Annotated in this window: 17 protein-coding genes; 15 read left to right on the top strand and 2 right to left on the bottom strand. The window is 70.1% G+C overall.

Features of this window, described 5'->3' with window-relative positions:
• The first annotated feature begins 55 nt into the window (after window positions 1-55).
• Together V5E28_RS19675 and V5E28_RS19670 are read left to right on the top strand one after the other, a co-directional pair.
• The gene (locus V5E28_RS19675) at window positions 56-1,132 is read left to right on the top strand and encodes a glycosyltransferase family 2 protein (RefSeq protein ID WP_336208398.1); all 1,077 of its coding nucleotides are present in this window, start codon (window positions 56-58) and stop codon (window positions 1,130-1,132) included.
• A complete protein-coding gene (locus V5E28_RS19670; protein WP_336208397.1) occupies window positions 1,129-2,769 on the top strand; it encodes a glycosyltransferase in 1,641 nt (546 codons plus the stop codon). Before V5E28_RS19675 ends, V5E28_RS19670 begins: the two co-directional genes overlap by 4 nt.
• Before the next feature lie 7 nt (window positions 2,770-2,776).
• Here V5E28_RS19670 and V5E28_RS19665 read toward each other — a convergent pair whose 3' ends face one another.
• The gene (locus V5E28_RS19665) at window positions 2,777-4,252 is read right to left on the bottom strand and encodes a glycosyltransferase (RefSeq protein ID WP_336208396.1); all 1,476 of its coding nucleotides are present in this window, start codon (window positions 4,250-4,252) and stop codon (window positions 2,777-2,779) included.
• Between the two features lie 157 nt (window positions 4,253-4,409).
• Between V5E28_RS19665 and thrC the strand changes: the two genes are divergently transcribed.
• The 3 genes from thrC (at window position 4,410) to rho (ending at window position 9,618) form a co-directional block, all read left to right on the top strand.
• The gene (gene thrC, locus V5E28_RS19660; RefSeq protein ID WP_336208395.1) at window positions 4,410-5,468 is read left to right on the top strand and encodes a threonine synthase; all 1,059 of its coding nucleotides are present in this window, start codon (window positions 4,410-4,412) and stop codon (window positions 5,466-5,468) included.
• Window positions 5,469-6,090: 622 nt separating this feature from the next.
• Window positions 6,091-6,999: a homoserine kinase gene (thrB, locus tag V5E28_RS19655; RefSeq protein ID WP_336208394.1), complete on the top strand. Its 909-nt coding sequence runs from the start codon at window positions 6,091-6,093 to the stop codon at window positions 6,997-6,999.
• Window positions 7,000-7,458: 459 nt separating this feature from the next.
• Complete coding sequence (rho, locus tag V5E28_RS19650) at window positions 7,459-9,618, top strand: transcription termination factor Rho (protein ID WP_336208393.1); 2,160 nt, start codon at window positions 7,459-7,461, stop codon at window positions 9,616-9,618.
• A gap of 60 nt (window positions 9,619-9,678) precedes the next feature.
• Here the strand turns inward: rho and V5E28_RS19645 are convergent, their stop codons facing one another.
• Entirely contained in the window at window positions 9,679-10,719 is a 1,041-nt protein-coding gene (locus V5E28_RS19645; protein ID WP_336208392.1) for a hypothetical protein, read from the bottom strand.
• 222 nt (window positions 10,720-10,941) lie between these two features.
• Between V5E28_RS19645 and rpmE the strand changes: the two genes are divergently transcribed.
• The 10 genes from rpmE (at window position 10,942) to V5E28_RS19595 (ending at window position 19,749) form a co-directional block, all read left to right on the top strand.
• A complete protein-coding gene (gene rpmE / locus V5E28_RS19640; protein ID WP_336208391.1) occupies window positions 10,942-11,160 on the top strand; it encodes a 50S ribosomal protein L31 in 219 nt (72 codons plus the stop codon).
• 91 nt (window positions 11,161-11,251) lie between these two features.
• On the top strand, window positions 11,252-12,304 hold the full coding sequence (gene prfA / locus V5E28_RS19635) for a peptide chain release factor 1 (RefSeq protein ID WP_336208390.1): 1,053 nt from the start codon (window positions 11,252-11,254) through the stop codon (window positions 12,302-12,304).
• Window positions 12,301-13,155: a peptide chain release factor N(5)-glutamine methyltransferase gene (prmC, locus tag V5E28_RS19630; protein WP_336208389.1), complete on the top strand. Its 855-nt coding sequence runs from the start codon at window positions 12,301-12,303 to the stop codon at window positions 13,153-13,155. The genes prfA and prmC overlap by 4 nt, the downstream gene beginning before the upstream one ends.
• 10 nt (window positions 13,156-13,165) lie before the next feature.
• Window positions 13,166-13,813, top strand: coding sequence for an L-threonylcarbamoyladenylate synthase (locus V5E28_RS19625; protein WP_336208388.1), 648 nt, complete (start codon window positions 13,166-13,168; stop codon window positions 13,811-13,813).
• Window positions 13,814-13,899: 86 nt separating this feature from the next.
• A complete protein-coding gene (locus V5E28_RS19620; protein ID WP_336208387.1) occupies window positions 13,900-15,858 on the top strand; it encodes a hypothetical protein in 1,959 nt (652 codons plus the stop codon).
• Window positions 15,858-16,235: a hypothetical protein gene (locus V5E28_RS19615; RefSeq protein WP_336208386.1), complete on the top strand. Its 378-nt coding sequence runs from the start codon at window positions 15,858-15,860 to the stop codon at window positions 16,233-16,235. The genes V5E28_RS19620 and V5E28_RS19615 overlap by 1 nt, the downstream gene beginning before the upstream one ends.
• A gap of 66 nt (window positions 16,236-16,301) precedes the next feature.
• On the top strand, window positions 16,302-17,567 hold the full coding sequence (glyA, locus tag V5E28_RS19610) for a serine hydroxymethyltransferase (protein WP_336208385.1): 1,266 nt from the start codon (window positions 16,302-16,304) through the stop codon (window positions 17,565-17,567).
• 57 nt (window positions 17,568-17,624) lie between these two features.
• The gene (locus V5E28_RS19605; protein WP_336208384.1) at window positions 17,625-18,911 is read left to right on the top strand and encodes a glycosyltransferase family 4 protein; all 1,287 of its coding nucleotides are present in this window, start codon (window positions 17,625-17,627) and stop codon (window positions 18,909-18,911) included.
• Window positions 18,912-19,042: 131 nt separating this feature from the next.
• Complete coding sequence (locus V5E28_RS19600) at window positions 19,043-19,465, top strand: hypothetical protein (RefSeq protein ID WP_336208383.1); 423 nt, start codon at window positions 19,043-19,045, stop codon at window positions 19,463-19,465.
• Between the two features lie 68 nt (window positions 19,466-19,533).
• A complete protein-coding gene (locus V5E28_RS19595) occupies window positions 19,534-19,749 on the top strand; it encodes an AtpZ/AtpI family protein (protein WP_187281350.1) in 216 nt (71 codons plus the stop codon).
• Window positions 19,750-19,806: the final 57 nt, after the last annotated feature.

Raw genomic sequence — 19,806 nt, 5'->3', positions numbered from 1 at the left:
AAACCGGCGTATCGTGGGCGCCGATCGAGTCCCGCCGGTCAAGGAGCACCCAAGCATGACCTTCACCCCAGCCGGCTTCCTGCGCACGCCGGAGAAGGGGCTCGCCCGCCTGCACTGGCACGAGGGCGCCTGGGTCGTCGACGGTCAGCCGCCCGACCTCGCGCAGCTGCGCCCCCTGCGCGGCCTCGACATCGAGTGGCCCGCGGGCGAGGTGCCCCTCGACGCGCTCCTGCTGCTGGCCGCCGCCGGGGTGCCGCTGACCGCCGGGCGCGCGCCCGCCTGGGTCCCCGCAGGCCTGGCCGCGCTGCTCACCGACCGGAGCTGGCTCGACCACACCCCCGACGGCACCGCGCGCTGCCTGGCCGGCCTGCGGCGCGAGGAACACAGCGTACGGCTGCGCCGCCTGGCCGCCCGACCTGCCGCCACGCCCAAGGTCAGCGTCGTGATGGCGACCAAGCGGCCCCGGTTCGCCGGTGGCGCGCTCGCCCAGATGGCGCGCCAGCGCGGGGTCGAAGTGGAGGTGATCCTCGGCCTGCACGGGGTCGGCTACGACGAGGTGCGGCAGGCCGTCGAGGCATGCCCGCTGCCCGTGAGCTGGATCGAGGCGGCGGCCGAGGTGCCGTTCGGCGAGGTGCTCAACCGCGCGGCCGCCCTGGCGAGCGGCGACCACCTCACCAAGTGGGACGACGACGACTGGTACGGCCCGGACCACCTGGCCGACCTGGTGCTGGCGGCCTCCTACTCGGGCGCCGACGTGGTGGGCGCCACCGGCGAGTTCTTCTACCTGGAGCCGTTGCGCGCCACGATCAGACGGACGACGTTCGCGACCGGGGCGGCCTATCCGAGCGAGGTGTGGGCGGAGCATGTCGCGGGCGGCACGATCACGCTGCCTCTGGCGAAATTTCGCGATATAGGGGGATTTCCTGGGCTTCCTCGGGCAGTGGACCGCGAGTTCCTCAAGACCGCTCACGAGGCAGGAGCCCGCATCTACCGCACCCACGGCCTCGGCTACGTGCTACGCCGCGGGCTGAGCGAGGAGCACACCTGGCAGCTCCCGCTCGCCCACTTCCTCAAGGTGGCCACCAGCCAGTGGCGCGGATTCCGCCCGAGCCTGCTGATGGAGACCGCATGAGGGTGCGCGGCAACGACTACCGCGTTCTCGAGCCGCCCGAGAAGTTCGATCCGGAGCTGCGCGTCAGCGTGGTCGTGCCCGCCTACGGCGCCCAGGACAAACTCGACCTGGTGCTGGCGGGGCTCGCCAGGCAGACCTACCCGGCGGAGTTGACCGAGGTCATCGTCGTCGACAACGGCAGCACGCCACCGCTGCGGCTGCCCGCCACCCGCCCGCACGGCACGCGGCTGATCCGCTGCGAAACCCCCGGCAGGGCCAACGCCCGCAACGCCGGCCTGGCCGAGGCCACCGGCGACGTCATCCACTGGCTCGACTCCGACGTCGTGCTCACGCCCGGCGCCGTCGAGGCCCACATGCGCTGGCACCACACCGCCCCCTACCTCGTCGTCACCGGATACATGCGCTTCAGCGAGGCCCCGCTGCCCGCCGAGCTGCCGGACGACCTCGAGTCCTACTTCGAGCCCGCCGAGCCGCACCGCTGGATCGTCGACCTGGTCGAGCGCACCAACGGGCTCACCGACGGCACCCAGCGCCCCTTCAGCGTGCACGTGGGCGGCGCCACCTCGGTGAACGCCCGGCTGATCGAGGCCGCGGGGCCGATGGACGACGAGCTGATCCTGGGCCAGGACACCGAGATGGGCTACCGGCTGGGGCAGGCGGGCGCGGTCTTCGTGCCCGAGCCCGAGGCCCGCGCCTACCACCTCGGCCCCACCATGCGGATGCGGCACAAGCAGCGCATCGACCGGGTCAGCTTCGCGTTCGTGGCCGACCGCATCCCCGCCTACCGCTGGCTGCGCTCCCATCCCGCCCGGCAGTGGAAGATCCCGTACGTCGAGGCCGTGGTGGACGGCACGGCCGGCTACGAGAGCGTGCGCGCCACCGTCGACGCGCTGCTCGCCGGCACCCAGTACGACCTGCGCGTGGTCATCGTCGGCCCGTGGGACGGCCTCGGCCGCGATCGCCGGGCCCCGCTGAACGATCCCGCGCTCGAACTGGTCCTGGTGCACGGCCACTACCAGCACGAGGGCCGGGTGCGGTTCTCCACCACGGGCGAGACCGGCTTCACCGTCCCGTACGTGCTGCGCCTGCCACCCGGATGGGCGCCCGGCGAGGACTCCCTGGCGGCCCTGCTCGAACTGTCACGCGCCGACGGGCTCGGCCTGGTCAACGTGCTGCTCGACGAGTCGCCATCGGGTGTCGTGGCCGCCCGCCTGGAGCGCACGGCGTCCTTCGCCAGGGCCCGCCTCCTCGCGGGGCCTCAGGAGGAGCTGGACGACGTCGTCGACGACGTCTCCGCCGTCGCCTGGGTGGAGGGCGAGACGTACGGCTTCGCCTGTGAGCCGAAGGCGCCGCTCGGCCGCCGCGGCGCCTACAGGGCCAGGATCAAGGCCGAGGCCGACGTGGCGCGGCTGACCGCAGAGGCCGAACGGCTGCGCGCCCAGGTCGGCAAGTGGCGCGACGAGGCGGGCACCTGGCGCAGGACCGCGGTCGGGCTGCGCCGCGAGGTCGGAGAGCTCCGGCGGGACGCCGCGGGCCTGCGGCGCCGGCTCGCCTCCGCCACCCGCACCCAGGAGAGCCTGCGGGCCCTCATGTCGGCCACGGTCAGGCGCGCCCTGGGCAGGAAGGGCGGCCGGTAGCCGGGGCTCAGCTCGGGCGCAGGGCGGACTTCAGCCTGCCCAGCAGGCTGCGCTCGCCGGCGTCGAAGGCGGCGGGGGCCGGGGCCGGGATCGTCACGGCGGCCGGTTGCTGCGCCGGAGGCTGCGGCCAGTAGCGGTCAGGGGACACGTGCCGTACGCCGTGGGTGTTCTCGATGATGTCGTCCGGCTCGTCGCCGGGGCCGGCCAGCAGTGCCGCGCGGGCCAGCGCGGAGGTGCGCTCCAGGCGGGCCTCGCGGCCGTCCGGCAGGTCCACGATCAGCACGCCGGTCAGGTCCTTCTGCACGGTCTCGATCATGCGCTCCAGCGTCGCCCGGTGCAGCGGCACGTCCACCGGCCCCCGGTAGCGGAACGGCGTGGGCGCGGGCGTCGGCGCCGCCTCGTCGATGAGCCTGATCCGGTCGTCGTGCGCGAACAGGTCGCGCATCAGTCGCAGCTCGAAGCACGGGTCGCCGAGCACGGAACGCCGCCCCTCGCGCAGCCGGGACCAAGGGCCGACGAGTGTGACGACCACGTCCTGCAGCTTGCCGTCCAGCGCCGCCGACACCGCCTGCCGGACCACCGACTCGGAGGTGTCGGTGACGTCCAGCACGATCTCGACGTAGGGGACCAGCCACCGGCGGCCCCGTTCCTTGCGCAGGTCACGGCGGAGCGGGATGCGGTGCGCGAGGTGCGGCTCGACGGCCCGCACGGCGCGTTCGCGCTCCCGGTGCTGGGCGGGCAGCCCGAGATGCACGGCCTGCGCCTCCATCTCCGGCACGAACACCACGCCGTGCATGGCCAGCCGGTAGGCGAACTCGGTGTCCTCGCCGCGGACCACGTTCGGGTCCAGGCCCCCCACGGCGTGGAAGACCTCCCTCGGCAGGGCGAAGGTCGGGCCGGTGCACACGTGGTAGGGGTTGCGGCTCTTGCGCAGCCCGTCGGTCTTGGCGATCGTCGCCTCGGTGGAGCTGGCCACGGCCTGCCCCAGGTCGAACACCTCTCCCAGCCGCCTGGCGGCGTAGACCTCGCGGGCGGTGAGCGGTGGCGCCTCGACGAACTTCTTCATGCCGATGGTGACCAGATAGTCGGTCACGTGGTGCCAGCGTGCCATCGCCTCGATGTGCTCGCGGCAGGCCACCATGTCGGAGTCCAGCCGCTGGATGATCTCGCCGTCGGCGGCCTTCACGCCGGTGTTGACGGCGTTGGAGATGCCCCAGCCGGTCCGCGGCCTGACCACGCGGGTGTTGTCCGGGCGAAGGTCCGGCAGGCGGATGGCAGGCTCGCTGCCGTCGTCCACGACCAGGACCTCCATGAGGTGCCCCGGATAGGTCTGCGCGGCCAGCGCCGCCAGTGTCAGATCCAGGTGCGGACCGCCGTGCGCGGGAATCACCACGCTTACGGACAGGCTGGGTGACCAGGCGCCGAGATCCGGTGGAAGCAGAGCCGAATAGTCGTTCTGCGGCAGAGCAGGACGCGCGTTCATCGTGGTGACCCCCCTGCCGTGACCTTATCGAGAGATGCTGAGAATTTCCTGAATTATGGCGTTCTCAAAGGCCCTGTCCATGCAGTGGACGCGGCTCCGCGTCAACCCTCCTCACCCCGTACACTCGGTGCCCAACAGCGCAGGTAGGGAGACATCTATGAGCAGGTCCTGGCGTGGCCTCATCGAGGAGTACCGCGAGCGTCTTCCGGTCACCCCGAAGACGCCCGTCATCACGCTGCTCGAGGGCGGCACGCCGCTGGTGCCCGCGCACCGCGTCTCCGCCCTCACCGGTTGCGACGTCCACCTCAAGGTCGAGGGCGCCAACCCGACGGGCAGCTTCAAGGACCGCGGCATGACCATGGCCATCAGCAAGGCCGTCGAAGAGGGCGCCAAGGCGGTCATCTGCGCCTCCACCGGCAACACCTCCGCCTCGGCCGCCGCCTACGCCGTCCGCGCCGGACTCACCTGCGCCGTGCTGGTGCCCCGCGGCAAGATCGCGATGGGCAAGCTGGCCCAGGCCCTCGTCCACGGCGCCACGCTCCTGCAGGTGGAGGGCTCGTTCGACGACTGCCTGGAGATGACGCGCAAGCTGTCGTCGAGTTACCCGATCGCCCTGGTCAACTCCGTCAACCCGTTCAGGCTGCAGGGCCAGAAAACCGCCGCCTTCGAGATCGTCGACACCCTCGGCGACGCGCCCGACATCCACTGCATCCCCGTCGGCAACGCCGGCAACATCTCGGCCTACTGGATGGGCTACCAGGAGTACGCCACCGACGGCGTCTCCACCAAGCGCCCCCGCATGTTCGGCTTCCAGGCCAGCGGCGCGGCGCCCATCGTCGACGGCGCCCCCGTCGCCCACCCGCACACCATCGCCACCGCCATCCGCATCGGCAACCCCGCCTCCTGGCAGCTCGCCACGGCCGCCCGCGACGAGTCCGGCGGCGCCATCCAGGCGGTCACCGACCGCCAGATAGCCGCCGCCTACAAGCTCCTCGCCCAGGAAGAGGGCGTCTTCGTGGAGCTGGCCTCGGCGGCCAGCGTCGCGGGCCTGCTGCAGGCCCACTCCCAGGGCCTCGTCGCCCCCGGGCAGCGCATCGTCTGCACGGTCACGGGCAACGGCCTCAAGGACCCGGACTGGGCGATCTCCGGCGCCCCGGCGCCGGTCACCATCCCCATCGACGTCCACGCGGCCGCGGCGGCCCTCAACCTCGCCTGAGGGGTGCTGGGCGGGTGCCCGCCGCGGGCATCTTCGTGGCACTGCGGCGGCGCGCCCGTGACGGATGTCCGTGAGGGTGCGGATCGTCAAGTCTCTTGTGGAGAACCGGGCTGTCGGGAGTCTCTTCAAGGAGCGGGCGGTCGAGGGTCTTCTGGAGGAGTCGTCCGCAGAAGAAGGATCGTGCGCCCGCGCGGGCGTGCGCGCGCCCGCCCGCCCGCCCGCGCGGAGGTGTTCACGCGTGAAGGTGTTCACCTCCGTACTGGAGGCCCGTACGCGTCGCGCCGAATTCCGCCTCACCCCACCTCGCCGGCCCGGCGCCTGGAAGTCGAAGGAAGACGCAGCCGGGCATGCGCGGGTGTGCGTGAATGGCGGGTGGATGCCGGGTGAACGTGTGTGTCGCATGCTCCGACGTGCACCGGGGGCTCGTGTGTGCGCGAGGGGTAAGTGTGTGCGCGGGGGGCGTGGACGGTGAACTTCTTGACCGTGACGGAGTGCCGTACCGATGACTGACGGGCCGGTCACGTACGGACATGGAGACGGATCGCGTACGCCCATAGAGAACAGAGCGCGGTCTCGCAGGACCGGAACCCCGAAGAGGGCAAGTGGCGAGGAAGGCTGACGAATGAGGACCGTTGACATCCGGGTGCCGGCGACGTCGGCCAATCTGGGGCCGGGGTTCGATGCCCTGGGCCTGGCGTTGAGCCTCTACGACGAGGTCGAGGCGTCGCTCGACGAGGGCGGGGGTGTGCAGGTCGTCGTGGAGGGCGAGGGCGCGGGGGAGCTGGACACCGGTGAAGGGCACCTCGTCGTCAGGGCGATGCGCAGGGCGTTCGACCGGATGAAGGTGCCGCAGCCCGCGGGGATCCGGTTGCGGTGTCGTAACAGGATTCCGCACGCTCGCGGGCTCGGGAGCTCGTCGGCGGCCATCTGCGCGGGGATTCTCGCGGCGCGGGCGCTGGCTGAGCAGGGCGATCTGGCCGACGACGAGGTGTTCGCGCTGGCCACCGAGATGGAGGGGCACCCGGACAACGTCGCTCCCTGCCTGGCCGGGGGGCTGACGATCGCCTGGACGCAGCATGGTGGCGCACCGCGTATGGTGAAACTGCTACCTGACGCGAGCATCCGTCCTGTCGTGATCGTTCCGGCGACGCGGCTGGCCACGGAGACCGCCCGGGGGCTTCTGCCGAAGGACGTGCCCCACAAGGACGCATCCTTCAATGCCGGCAGGGCTGCGTTGCTGATCGCCGCGCTGACCCAGCGGCCTGAGCGGGCGTTGCTGCTCGCCGCCACCGAGGACCGTCTCCACCAGGACTACCGCGCGCCTGCGATGCGCGAGAGCGCGGATCTGGTAGAACGTCTGCGTGCCGTGGGCGTGCCCGCGGTCGTTTCGGGAGCGGGTCCCACGATCCTCGCGTTTTCGACATCGGATTCGCAGGATTTGATCGCGCCAGAAGTGGGTACTGACTGGCACATCCAGCTAATGGACGTCGACCCGGTTGGTGCGAACGTTCAGTTCCCCGAGACACGCTGATGCCTCTTTAGACCTTCAGGGAATAGCCGTGTGCGCTGGTGATGTTAGGCTGATAGCCGCACCAGATGCCCCCTTGTTGGGTGCGCGTGCTTGTCAGCCATACATTGCTGCATCATGCTTCACGTCGCGAGGCGTGAGCAGCGCGGCTGTCTCCCCGGAATCCGTTGCCTCCGGTTGGCCCACACCCGGTTGGCCCAACGTGAGGCGGCGACGACGGGGACCTGCGCGTTCGAATCACCTCGACATCCGGCTGGCGGCAGCAATCTTAGGGGTGTCATCCATTCGCCACCGTCCTGTGGCGAGCTGGACGAGCCCCTTGCCAAGAGTGGCGACCGTCCCCAGCGGCGGCCGAAGATCGCAAAGTGCACCCCGATCCGGTCTGTCCCGCCGGATCGCAAGCACATCCGGGACGCCCGGCTGAATGAAACCGGCGCCCGACCCCTGGGAAGGACCTTTTAGTTGAGCGACACCACCGAACTCCTCTCCGACGCACCAGGCACACCTGCGGCGTCCGGCGACACCCCCACCCGTGCCGCGGCCAAGCCGCGTGCGCGTCGCTCCGGCACCGGCCTGTCCGCCAAGGTGCTGCCCGAGCTGCAGAAGATGGCCGCCGAACTGGGCATCAGCGGGACCGGGCGCATGCGGAAGAGCCAGCTCATCGCGGCCATCCAGGAGAAGCAGGGTGGCGGCACCGGGGACGGCGCGCCCGCTTCTGTGACCGAGGCGCCCGTCGCGGCCGACGCGGCTCCCGCCGCGGAGCGGCCCACCCGCACCCGTCGGGAACGTTCCCGCCCCAAGACCGTGGAAGAGCCGGCCGCGCAGGCCGCCGAGCCGGTGGTCACGGCCCCTGAGCCCGTGGTGGCCGCGGCCGAGCCGGTTGTCGAGCAGGCTGCTCAGCCCACCGAAGCCCTGCAGGGTGACCCGCGTGGCGACCGTGGCGAGAGCCGCCGTGAGCGTCGTGGGCGTGGCGAGCGCCGCGACCGCGGCGAGCGTGGCGACCGTGGCGGCAACGACCGTTCCGGCAGCGACCGCGGTGAGGGCGGCCGTGGCGAGAGCCGCGCCGACAGCCGTGACAGCTCGCGTGACGGTGGCCGTGACAGCGGTCGTGACAGTGGTCGTGACGGCGGCCGTGACGTGCGTGACGGCGGTCGTGATGGCGGCCGTGACGTGCGTGACGGCGGCCGTGACGTGCGTGACGGCGGTCGTGACGTGCGTGACGGCGGCCGTGACGTGCGTGACGGCGGCCGTGACGTGCGTGACGGCGGTCGTGACGTGCGTGACGGCGGTCGTGATGGCGGCCGTGACGTGCGCTCCGACCAGCGCGAGCGGGTCACCGACTCCGGTGGCCGCGGCAACGACCCGCGCGGTGCCGCCGACGACGACGACCGGGGCGGCCGCGGCCGCCGGGGCCGCTTCAGGGAGCGCAACCGTGGCCGTGGCCGCGACCGCTTCGACAGCACCGAGCCCGTGATCGGCGACGACGACGTGCTCATACCGATCGCCGGCATCCTCGACATCCTCGACAACTACGCGTTCGTCAGGACGAGCGGCTACCTGCCTGGCAGCAACGACGTCTACGTCTCGCTCGCCCAGATCCGCCGCAACGGCCTGCGCAAGGGCGACGTCATCACCGGCGCCGTCCGCCAGCCGCGCGAGGGTGAGCGGCGCGAGAAGTTCAACGCCCTGGTCCGCCTCGACACGGTCAACGGCATGGACCCGGAGCAGGCCCGCAACAGGCCGGACTTCAACAAGCTGACGCCTCTCTACCCGCAGGACCGCCTGCGCCTGGAGACCGAGCCGAACATCCTCACCACGCGGATCATCGACCTCGTCTCGCCGATCGGCAAGGGCCAGCGCGGTCTCATCGTCTCGCCGCCCAAGGCCGGTAAGACGATGGTGCTGCAGTCGATCGCCAACGCGATCACCCGCAACAACCCCGAGTGCCACCTCATGGTCGTGCTCGTGGACGAGCGGCCTGAAGAGGTCACCGACATGCAGCGCTCGGTCAAGGGCGAGGTCATCCACTCGACCTTCGACCGTCCCGCCGAGGACCACACCACGGTCGCCGAGCTCGCCATCGAGCGCGCCAAGCGCCTGGTGGAGCTGGGCCACGACGTGGTCGTCCTGCTCGACTCGATCACCCGCCTGGGCCGCGCCTACAACCTGGCCGCCCCGGCGTCCGGGCGCATCCTGTCGGGTGGTGTCGACTCCACGGCCCTCTACCCGCCCAAGCGCTTCTTCGGCGCCGCCCGCAACATCGAGAACGGCGGCTCGCTGACGATCCTCGCCACGGCCCTGGTCGAGACCGGGTCCAAGATGGACGAGGTCATCTTCGAGGAGTTCAAGGGCACCGGCAACATGGAGCTCAAGCTCAACCGCTCCCTGGCCGACAAGCGCATCTTCCCCGCGGTGGACGTCGACGCGTCCGGCACCCGTAAGGAAGAGATCCTCATGGCCAAGGACGAGCTTCAGATCGTCTGGAAGCTGCGCCGGGTGCTCCACGCGCTGGACATGCAGCAGGCTCTGGAGCTTCTCCTGGAGAAGATGAAGGAGACCAAGTCCAACGCGGAGTTCCTGCTCCAGGTCCAGAAGACCACCGTGAGCAACGACCGCGACTAGCCGGGCCGAAACACGAAGAAGCGGCGGGAGCGTCACTCCCGCCGCTTTTCGCGTCCCCGCCTACCTGACGTCCACCAGACGCTGCGGCGACAGGGCGGCCCTGGTCTTGGACGTGCCGGGCGACGTGACGCGGAAGTAGCCGTCCTTCCTGGCCTTCACCGACTTGGTGTACTTGCCGGACGAGATCGTGGTGGCGAATCCGACGAGCTTGTAGGTCCTGGTGCCCTTGGCCTTGAAGTAGATCTTGAGCTTCTTGCCCTTGTACGGCTTGGTTCCGCGGAAGGCCTTGCCGTACACCTTGAAGGTCTTGCCCTTCTTCACCTTCTTGGCCGCGCCGATCGTGACCCTGGCCTTGGCCTTCTTGGTGACGCCGCCCGCGGCGGCCTCCACCGTGAAGGAGGTCAGGCTCTTCAGGGCCTCGCCGCCGCGGGTCGCGTAGACCTCCAGCGTCCACGCGCCGGCCGCGGTGTCGTCACTGAAGTAGGTGGAGCCGCGGTGATAGCCGTCCGGCTCCCGCGCCAGGGCTCCGAGGTCGTGGTATTCGCTGCTCTCGTCGCTGACGAGCTTGGCCGACACCGAGCTGGAGCCTTTGACCGAGGCCTCGACCGAGACCCTCACGTCCTTGCCCTTGACCAGTTTGACGGGGTCGGGGGTGACGGCCGCGGCGCTGATCCCCTGCTTGCCGGACACCTTGACGGCGAACTCGTTGGCCTGCGCGCTGCCGCGGACGACCTTGACGGTCAGCTTCCAGTCGCCGGCCGGGTCGTCCTTGCCGATCGTCCACTTGCCCGTGACGACCGAGGCGCCCGGCTTGAAGTCGAACGTGACCGGCCGCTCGGCCTTTCCCGGCGGTACGACGCCGCCGGTGACGCTCTTGACCGTCTCAGGGGCCTTGAGCCTGAGCGTCACACTGGCTCCGGCGTCGCCCTCGACAGGGACGTACGCGCTGGCCGAGACATCCCCCGTGAAGTCCGGCGCGGCGCTCGGCGCGTGCTGTGAGGCGGACGCGCTGGTGGCGGTGAGGCCCGTGACTCCGATGCCTCCGAAAAGAACGGCGACCCCCGTGGCGGTCGTGAGTAGCGACCGCACCCTTCTCTTCATCAGATGAGTGTTCCTTCTGTCAGTAAAGTGATGGTTTGTGCCGGGGAGCCTAGTGTGACCACTGGGAGGGCCGCCATAAAGATCCCGGGAATGGCAGGTGGCCCTGGGGGGTTGAACCATCTGGCACACTGGTAGCTGACCGATTTTGTGGTTCCGGCTCCCGCCCATGCGCTCCGCCGCACACATCTGGCGACCCGGCGACCACACCCCGAAAGGACAGCGATGAAGCGCGACATCCACCCCGACTACAACGTGACCCAGGTGACCTGCACCTGCGGAAACACGTTCACCACCCGCAGCACCGCCAAGAACGGCGTGATCCACGCCGACGTCTGCTCCGCCTGCCACCCGTTCTACACGGGCAAGCAGAAGATCCTGGACACCGGCGGCCGGGTGGCGCGCTTCGAGAAGCGCTTCGGCAAGAAGCCCACGGGCAAGTAGCTTCACCGACGCCGATCCGGACGCACCTCGCGTGCGCCGGGTCGGCGTTCTTGGTGAAACGGCCCGCCACACGCAAGACAAAGGATCCACGGTGAATCTCGACGAGTTGCTCAAGGAGTATTCCGAGCTGGAGCTGCAGCTCGCCGATCCCGCCGTGCACGCCGACCAGGGCAGGGCCCGCACGCTCGGCAAGCGCTACGCCCAGCTCACTCCGGTCGTCGGCACCTACCGCGAGCTGGAGGCGGCCCGCGACGACCTGTCCGCCGCCAAGGAGCTCGCCGGCGAGGACGAGGGGTTCGCCGAGGAGGCCGCCGATCTCGAATTGCGCATCCCCCGGCTGGAGGAGCGGCTCAAGCACCTGCTGATCCCGCGTGATCCCAACGATGACAAGGACATCATCATGGAGATCAAGGCGGGCGAGGGCGGCGAGGAGTCCGCGCTGTTCGCCGGCGACCTGCTGCGGATGTATCTCCGCTACGCCGAGCGCGTCGGCTGGAAGGCCGAGATCATCGACAGCCAGCCCTCCGACCTCGGCGGCTACAAGGACGTCACGGTCGCCATCAAGGCCAAGGGCGACGACGGCGTGTGGTCCAGGCTGAAGTTCGAAGGCGGAGTGCACCGCGTGCAGCGCGTGCCCGTCACCGAGTCCCAGGGCCGCATCCACACCAGCGCCGCGGGCGTGCTCGTCTACCCCGAGGCCGAGGACGTCGAGGTCCAGGTCGACCCCAACGAGCTGCGCATCGACGTCTACCGCTCCAGCGGCCCCGGCGGCCAGAGCGTCAACACCACCGACTCCGCGGTCCGCATCACCCACCTGCCCACCGGCACCGTGGTCTCCTGCCAGAACGAGAAGAGCCAGCTCCAGAACAAGGAGTCGGCCATGCGCATCCTGCGTGCCCGGCTGCTGGCCATCGCCCAGGAGCAGGCGGACGCCGCCGCGCAGGCCGAACGCAAGTCGCAGGTGCGCACCGTCGACCGCTCCGAGCGCGTACGCACCTACAATTATCCCGAGAACCGCATCTCCGACCACCGCGTCGGGTTCAAGGCGTATAACCTCGACCAGGTTCTCGACGGTGAGCTCAACGCCGTCACCCAGGCCCTCATCGACGCCGAAATGGCGGAGAAGCTCGCACAACACTCATGACATTTCTGCTGGACGAGATCGCCCTCGCCACCGCGCGGCTGGCAGAGGCAGGTGTGCCGTCCCCCCGCACCGACGCGGAGGAGATCGCGGCATTCGTCCACGGCGTGCGCAGAAGTGAGCTGCACACGGTCAAGGACGCCGACTTCGACGCGCTGTTCTGGGAAGGTGTGGCCAGGCGCGAGGCGCGTGAGCCGCTCCAACACATCACCGGCCACGCCTACTTCCGCTATCTGGAGCTGTCGGTCGGCCCGGGAGTGTTCGTCCCGCGCCCCGAGACCGAGGTCATGGCCGGCTGGGCCATCGAGACGCTGCGCGCCATGGACGTCACCGCGCCCATCGTCGTCGACCTCGGCACCGGCTCCGGCGCCATCGCGCTGTCCATCGCCCAGGAAGTCGCGCTCTCCGAAGTGCACGCCGTCGAGGTCGACCCCGCCGCCTACAGCTGGGCCAAGCGCAACATCACCGAGCACGGCCAGGGCCGCACCCACCTGCACCCAGAGGACCTCGCCGAGGCACTGCCCGAGCTCAACGGCAAGGTCGACCTGGTCATCTCCAACCCGCCCTACATCCCTCCCGGCGCGATCCCGCGCGACCCCGAGGTCCGCGACTACGACCCGGCCCGCGCCCTCTACGGCACCGGGGACGACGGCCTCGGCGAGGTTCGCGCGGTCGAGCGCACCGCCCGCCGGCTGCTGCGCCCCGGCGGCTGGGTCGCCGTCGAGCACGCCGACGAGCAGGGCCGGTCCGTCTACCTCACCTTTCCCGAAGACAACGGCTGGCGCGACGTACGGCTGCGTCAGGACCTGACTCGCAGGGACCGCTTCGTCACCGCCAGACTCGGCCAAGACTAGGATGCACGCCGTGGGAAGACGCTTTGACTGCACCGACCTCGAACAGCGGGCCGAAGGCCTGCAGGAGGCGGCCGCCGCCGTCCGCCGTGGCGAACTCGTGGTGCTGCCGACCGACACCGTCTACGGGATCGGCGCCGACGCCTTCACGCCCGCGGCCGTCACCGCGCTGCTCGCAGCCAAGGGCCGGGGCCGCGACATGCCGCCGCCCGTCCTCGTCGGCACGGTCAGAGCCGCCGGCGCGCTGGTCGAGGACCTCGGCCCGTACGGCCAGGACCTGATCGACGCCTTCTGGCCGGGCCCGCTCACACTGGTCTGCAAGGCCAACCGCTCCCTGTCGTGGGATCTGGGCGACGCCAAGGGCACGGTGGCGCTGCGCATGCCGCTCCACCCGGTCGCGCTCGACCTGCTCAAGGAGACCGGCCCGATGGCGGTCTCCAGCGCCAACCGCTCCGGCTCGCCCGCGGCCGTCACGGCGGCGGAGGCGGAGGAGCAGCTCGGCGAGTCCGTCGCCGTCTACCTCGACGGCGGCAAGACCACCGACAGCACCCCGTCCACCATCCTCGACCTGACCACGGCCGTGCCGCGGCTCCTCAGGCAGGGCGCCATCCCCGTCGGGAAGCTGCGCGGGATCATCGGGTACGTCGCCACCGACGACTGACGTATACCGTCTGCTTATCCCGGCTGCGCGGGCAGCCGGATCATGATTACGGTGAAGCCCGGAGCAGCGACGTCCGGGAGTGACCCATGGGCAAGTTTGACGGCATGGATCCCAAACTGGTCCGTGACCTGCTGGCTGAGGCGAAGCGGGCGGCCGAGGAACTGCGCAGGGTCGAGGGGCGCGTCGGGCAGATCATGTCCGGCGCCGGCCTGGCCACCCAGACCACCCACCGGCCCGTCCAGGTGGCCGACGCCGCGGACCGGATGGTCAAGGACGTCACGGGCCGGTTGGGGGTGCTGGAGAAGCGGGCCGGCGAGCGGGACGGATCCCGCCCGGCGGTGGGCGCCGACGCCAAGGACGATGACCCCAAGGACAGCAAGGACGACAGGCGCGACAAGTACGACAACCCGCGCACCGAGGACGGTAAGCCTGAGACGAAGCCCGATGGCAAGACGGGCGAGGACGGTAAGCCTGAGACGAAGCCCGATGGCAAGACGGGCGAGGACGGTAAGCCTGAGACGAAGCCGGACGGTAAGACCGGTGAGGACGACAAGCCCGACGCCAAGCCCGACGGCAAGACCGGTGAGGACGACAAGCCCGACGCCAAGCCCGACGGCAAGACCGGCGAGGACGACAAGCCGGACGCCAAGCCCGACGGTAAGACCGGCGAGGACGACAAGCCGGACGCCAAGCCCGATGGCAAGGCCTGTGATGATGACACGTCTGTTGACGAGCCCAAGGACGAGGACCGGGGCAGCCGGCGGGATCAGGGGGCCGAGCCGGATCGGGGGATAGCCGACACTCCGGCGAAGGACCACCCGGATGACCTAGATGCGACCAAGCCGCAGGTCGTCGTGGTGGATGGCGTCAAGGTGCTCCAGGTGCCCATCGACCCTCCCACGGCCAAGCAGTTGGAGAGTCTGCTGGAGAACCTCGACAAGGTCCAGCCGCTAGACCTACCGTCCGGGGCTGACCAGAACGGCCAGACGGACGCGTACGCGGACAGGCCCGCCGGTTCGGGCCGGCCCATCGGGACCGACCCGCTCGTGGGGAGCGATCAGCCTGGAACCGATCGGCCCATCGGCACAGAGCCGCCGTCCGGAACGGACCAGCCTCCTTCCACGCAGCCTCCCGTCGGCGACGACGCCGGTGGTTGCGCGGACGACGGCAGGGACGGTGACGGCGGTGTCTCCCCGGACGTCCAACCGCGAGACCAGGACGTACGCGACACGAGGCAGGACGGCGTCGGGCAGGACGGCGTCGGGCAGGCGCCGCGGGATGACGGTTCCGGTCTGGTCGTGCCCCCGACCGCGCCGGAGAGTGGCGCGTCCGAGACCGGCACGCAGAGCGTCGGGTCAAGGGCTGATGGCGGCCCGCCTTCGGACCCGGGCAGGGGCACGGACGCGAGCGCAGGCGTGGAGGCCTGGGCGAACGACGGCAGCGATGTGGTGTCCGCCGAGGCCCGGCCCCTCGACCTGGAGGCTCTCGGGACGGTGATCGAGAACGCCCGGGAGATCCAGCCGCACACCATGCCGGGGGTGGAGGTCCCGCCCGGCGAGTGGGGCGAGGGCCAGTGGGCTCCCGAGAACATCCGCCCCGACGGCCCCTCGGGTTCGATCGAGCCCGGCACGGCGGGCGGCACGGGGGGCACACAGGGCGCGGACGGCACCGCGACCTCGTCCGGCGGCCAGAGCATGGCGGCGGACTCCGCGTCCGGCGGCCACAGCGCTGCGGTGGCGGAGGCCGGGGCCGGAGACGGCGTCACCTCGGTGTCCGCGGGGCAGGGCGGGAGCGACGGCCCCGGGAGCGGAGGGAACGCCTGGGCGGACGACGGCAGCGACGTGGTGTCTGTCGACGTCGAACCGCCCGACCAGGAGACGCTCCAGGCGCTGGTGGCGAACGCGCGTGACGTCCAGCCGATGGAGATGCCCACCGTCGAGGTGCCGCCGGGGGAGTGGGGGCGGGGAGCGTGGCTGCCTGAGGACATCGAGCCCGATGGACCGCCCGGGTCGCTCGATCCGGGGACGCCGGAGAGGAGTGCCTGATGTACGTGGACCCGCCTGCGCCGCGTCCTCGCCAGCCCGGGGAGATGCCGCCCGCCACGGCTACCGGAGGTCCGCTGGACAGCCAGCCGAGGGCGTGGGAGTTCAATCCTGAATACCAGCGTCTCGTGACGGCGTGGCAGAACGCCATGCCGTTGCTGGAGAGCCTCACGACGGCGCTGGACAAGGCCTACCAGCTCGCCCGGAGCCCGCAGACGTGGGACGCGCCGGTGGGGGCCCGCTACGTCGAGGACATCGCCGAGTGGCGTTCCCGGCTCGCTCTTTACCGCCAGGCCGTGCTGACGTCCATCAGCGATGAGGCAGCCGACACGCCACGGTGGATCCCGAGCGCGATCGGGGCACCGCACGCCTTCTCCTGAGCCCTACATTTTCCGACATTCCCCTGAAATCTGGAAAAAACGGACATTCGATCGTACAGTGGGGTGATGGGTGGAGAGCCCAACTACGGCCCCGATTTCGATCGGCTCCAGAGGCAGGACCCGGAGCTGGCGCAGGTGCTGCTCGACGAGGTCGAGCGGGAACGCGCCGGGATCCAGCTGATCGCGAGCGAGAACTTCACCTCGCCCGCCGTGCTGGCCGCGCTCGGTTCGACGCTGAGCAACAAGTACGCCGAGGGCTACCCGGGGCGGCGCTACTACGGCGGCTGCGAGGTCGTGGACCGGGCCGAGCGCCTGGCCATCGAGCGGGCCCGCGAGCTGTTCGGGGCCGAGCACGCGAACGTACAGCCGCACTCCGGCGCGTCGGCGAACCTGGCCGCGTACGCCGCGCTGCTGCAGCCTGGCGACACCATGGTGGCCATGGCGCTGCCGCACGGCGGTCACCTCACGCACGGCTCCAAGGTCAACTTCTCCGGCCGGTGGTTCGACGTGGCGTCCTACGGGGTGCGGCGCGACACCGAGCTCATCGACTACGACGAGGTAAGGGACCTGGCGCTGAGGCGGCGGCCGAAGCTGATCGTCTGCGGCGCGACTGCCTATTCGCGCCTGATCGACTACGGGATATTCCGTGGCATCGCCGACGAGGTGGGCGCGTGGTTGCTGGCCGACGTGGCGCACCCGATCGGCCTGATGGCGGGCCGGGCGATCCCGTCCGCGGTGCCGTACGCGGACGTCGTCACCTTCACCACGCACAAGGCGCTGCGCGGGCCGCGCGGTGGAGGCATTCTGTGCACGGCGGAGCTGGCCAGGAGGATCGACCGGGCGGTGTTCCCCTTCATCCAGGGCGGGCCGCTGATGCACGCGGTGGCGGCGAAGGCGGTGGCGTTCGGGGAGGCGCTGCGGCCGGAGTTCGCCGACTACGCCCGGCAGGTGGTGGCCAACTCCCAGGCCCTGTGCGACGCGCTGGCCGCGGAGGGGATGCGACCCGTCTCCGGAGGTACGGACACGCACCTGTCGCTGATCGACCTGCGCGAGCTGGGTGTGTCCGGGGCCGAGGCGGAGCGGCGGTGCGCGGCGGCGGGGATCACGCTCAACCGCAACGCGATCCCCTACGACCCGGAGCCGGCGGCCGTGACCTCGGGGATCCGCGTCGGCACGCCCTGCGTCACCACCCAGGGGATGGGGCTCCAGGAATTGAAAGAGATCGGGACGCTCGTGGCGCGCGCCGTACGAGATCCTGAGGCGGGGCCGGACGTACGGGCAAGAGTCTCCGCACTGCTCGCCATCCATCAGCCATATCTCAGCGAATATTAAGCCGGTCTGTGTCGTTTTCCGGTCACAGGTGGCCGGAGCATCCTGGAAACTAGGTTCGTGCGCGAATATCTGTTCATGGCGCTCGTCGCGGCCGCGGTGACCTATCTGCTCGTCCCGCTGGTGCGTCGCTTCGCCATCCGCATCGGGGCCACGCCGGAGATCCGCGAACGTGACGTGCACACCACACCGACGCCCAGGCTGGGCGGCCTGGCGATGTACGGCGGGCTGGTGGCGGGGCTTCTGGTGGCCAGCGAGCTGACCAACACGGGGGAGGCGCTCGCCGACTCCGACGGCCAGCCGGTGCTCGCGCTCATCGTCTCGGGCGGCCTCATCACGCTGACCGGCTTCCTGGACGACTGGTGGGGCATGGACCCCTTCATCAAGCTGGCCGGTCAGATCGCCGCCGCGGGCCTGCTGGTCTACTTCGGGCTGCGGCTGACCTACATCCCGCTGCCCAAGGACTGGGGTGGCTCCACCAGCCTCGACTACACCCTGAGCACGATCATCACGATCCTGGTCGTGGTGGTGGCGATCAACGCCGTCAACTTCGTCGACGGGCTCGACGGCCTGGCGGCAGGGATCGTGTGCATCGCGGGCATGGCCACCTGGGCCTACTCGATCTTCCTGAAGCAGAGCATCACCGGCGACCGCATCGCCACGACCGCGGCCATCGCCGCCATCCTCATCGGCACCTGCCTGGGCTTCCTGCCGCACAACTTCCACCCGGCCAAGATCTTCATGGGCGACACCGGAGCGATGCTGATCGGGCTGGTGCTCGCCTCCTCCATCGTCACCGTGACGCCGGTCGACCCGTCGGTCATCGAGGGCGTCAACAAGTTCGGCGTGCTGACCCCGCTGCTGGTGCCGGCCGCGGTGCTGGTGCTGCCGCTCATCGACCTGATAACCGCCGTGGTGCGGCGCACCTCCTACGGCATGTCGCCGTTCGCCCCCGACCGGGGCCACTTGCACCACCGGCTGATGGACATCGGCCACTCGCATCGGCAGTCCGTCCTGATCATGTACGCGTGGGCGTTCCTGTTCGCGTTCGGCATCGTGGCGATGTCCACGATCGGCGTGCCGGTGCTGATGTTCCCCGTGGTGATCCTGCTCGCGCTCGGCGTGCTGGTGCTGATGGCCGCGCCGCGGTGGCGCAGGCGGGGCGGGGGGCACTCCTCACGCGGCAAGCAGCCGGACGACGACGACGGGCCGCCCACCGGGCCGATGCCGCCGATCGTGCCGGAGACCGAGGTCAGACGGCGGATGCCGCCAGAGCCCGGCCCCACCCAGGAGCGTGCCAGCGCCGAGCACAACCCGGTCATTCCCGCCTTTCCGAGCCGTCCGTGATCGTGAACTAGAAAGGGCAGGTAAAAGCGGTCTTCCGTGAGCTTGTGATATCTTTCACGAGCAAGGGCCTCCGAACATGCGTGTTCTGGGGGTAGCAAACGCTCGCTTGATAACTCGCTGATGGAGCACCGATGCAAGCCAACGACGTGCGCGTACTGAAAAGCGCCGCGATCCCCACCCTCGTGGTCGGAGTGGCTGCCGTGGTCGTGGCTCTGGTGGTGGCCGGCGGCAAGGGTGCGCTGGGCGCGGTGATCGGCACCTTGCTCGTCGGAGTCTTCTTCAGCATCAGCGTGGTGGCCGTCTCGGCCGCCGCCCGCGTCTCTCCGCAGATGATGGCGATCGCCGCGATGGTCAGCTACCTGGTCAAGGTCATCGTCATCATGGTGATGCTGGTCGCGTTCGGAGACACCGCGATGTGGAACGCGCAGGCGTTCGCCTGGACGGTGGTCGTGTGCACGATCGTCTGGACGGCCTTCGAAGTCCGCGCCTTCGTCAAGACCAAGATGCTGTACGTCGACCCCGAAGCCAAGGTCCCCGGGCAGGGCGACCGATGAGGCTTTCCCTATGGGGACGGGGTCCGATATGACTAGTCCTCTACTCGCCTGCTATCGTCAGGGCCGCGATGAGCGAACAGGAACGACGACCGGAAACAGACGGTCGCGACTTCGCCGACGCCATGTGGTCGGTCCCCAGCTATCTTCTCGCCGGGATGGCGGTCTACGGCGGCATCGGGTGGTTGCTGGACCGCTGGCTAGACCTGTCCGCGTTCTTCCCCATAGGCATCGTTCTGGGGCTGGTGCTCGCCGGCTATGCGGTCTACCGGAGGCACGGTCGCTAGCCCGACGCAGCGACCGCTTCTCCGAGGAAACTCCTGTGATCCACTACGACGTTGAAG

Source organism: Nonomuraea sp. LPB2021202275-12-8, assembly GCF_037044575.1.
Taxonomy (GTDB): Bacteria; Actinomycetota; Actinomycetes; order Streptosporangiales; family Streptosporangiaceae; genus Nonomuraea.
The sequence above is the reverse complement of the archived record's forward strand: the minus strand, read 5'-3'. Positions and strand labels throughout refer to the sequence as shown.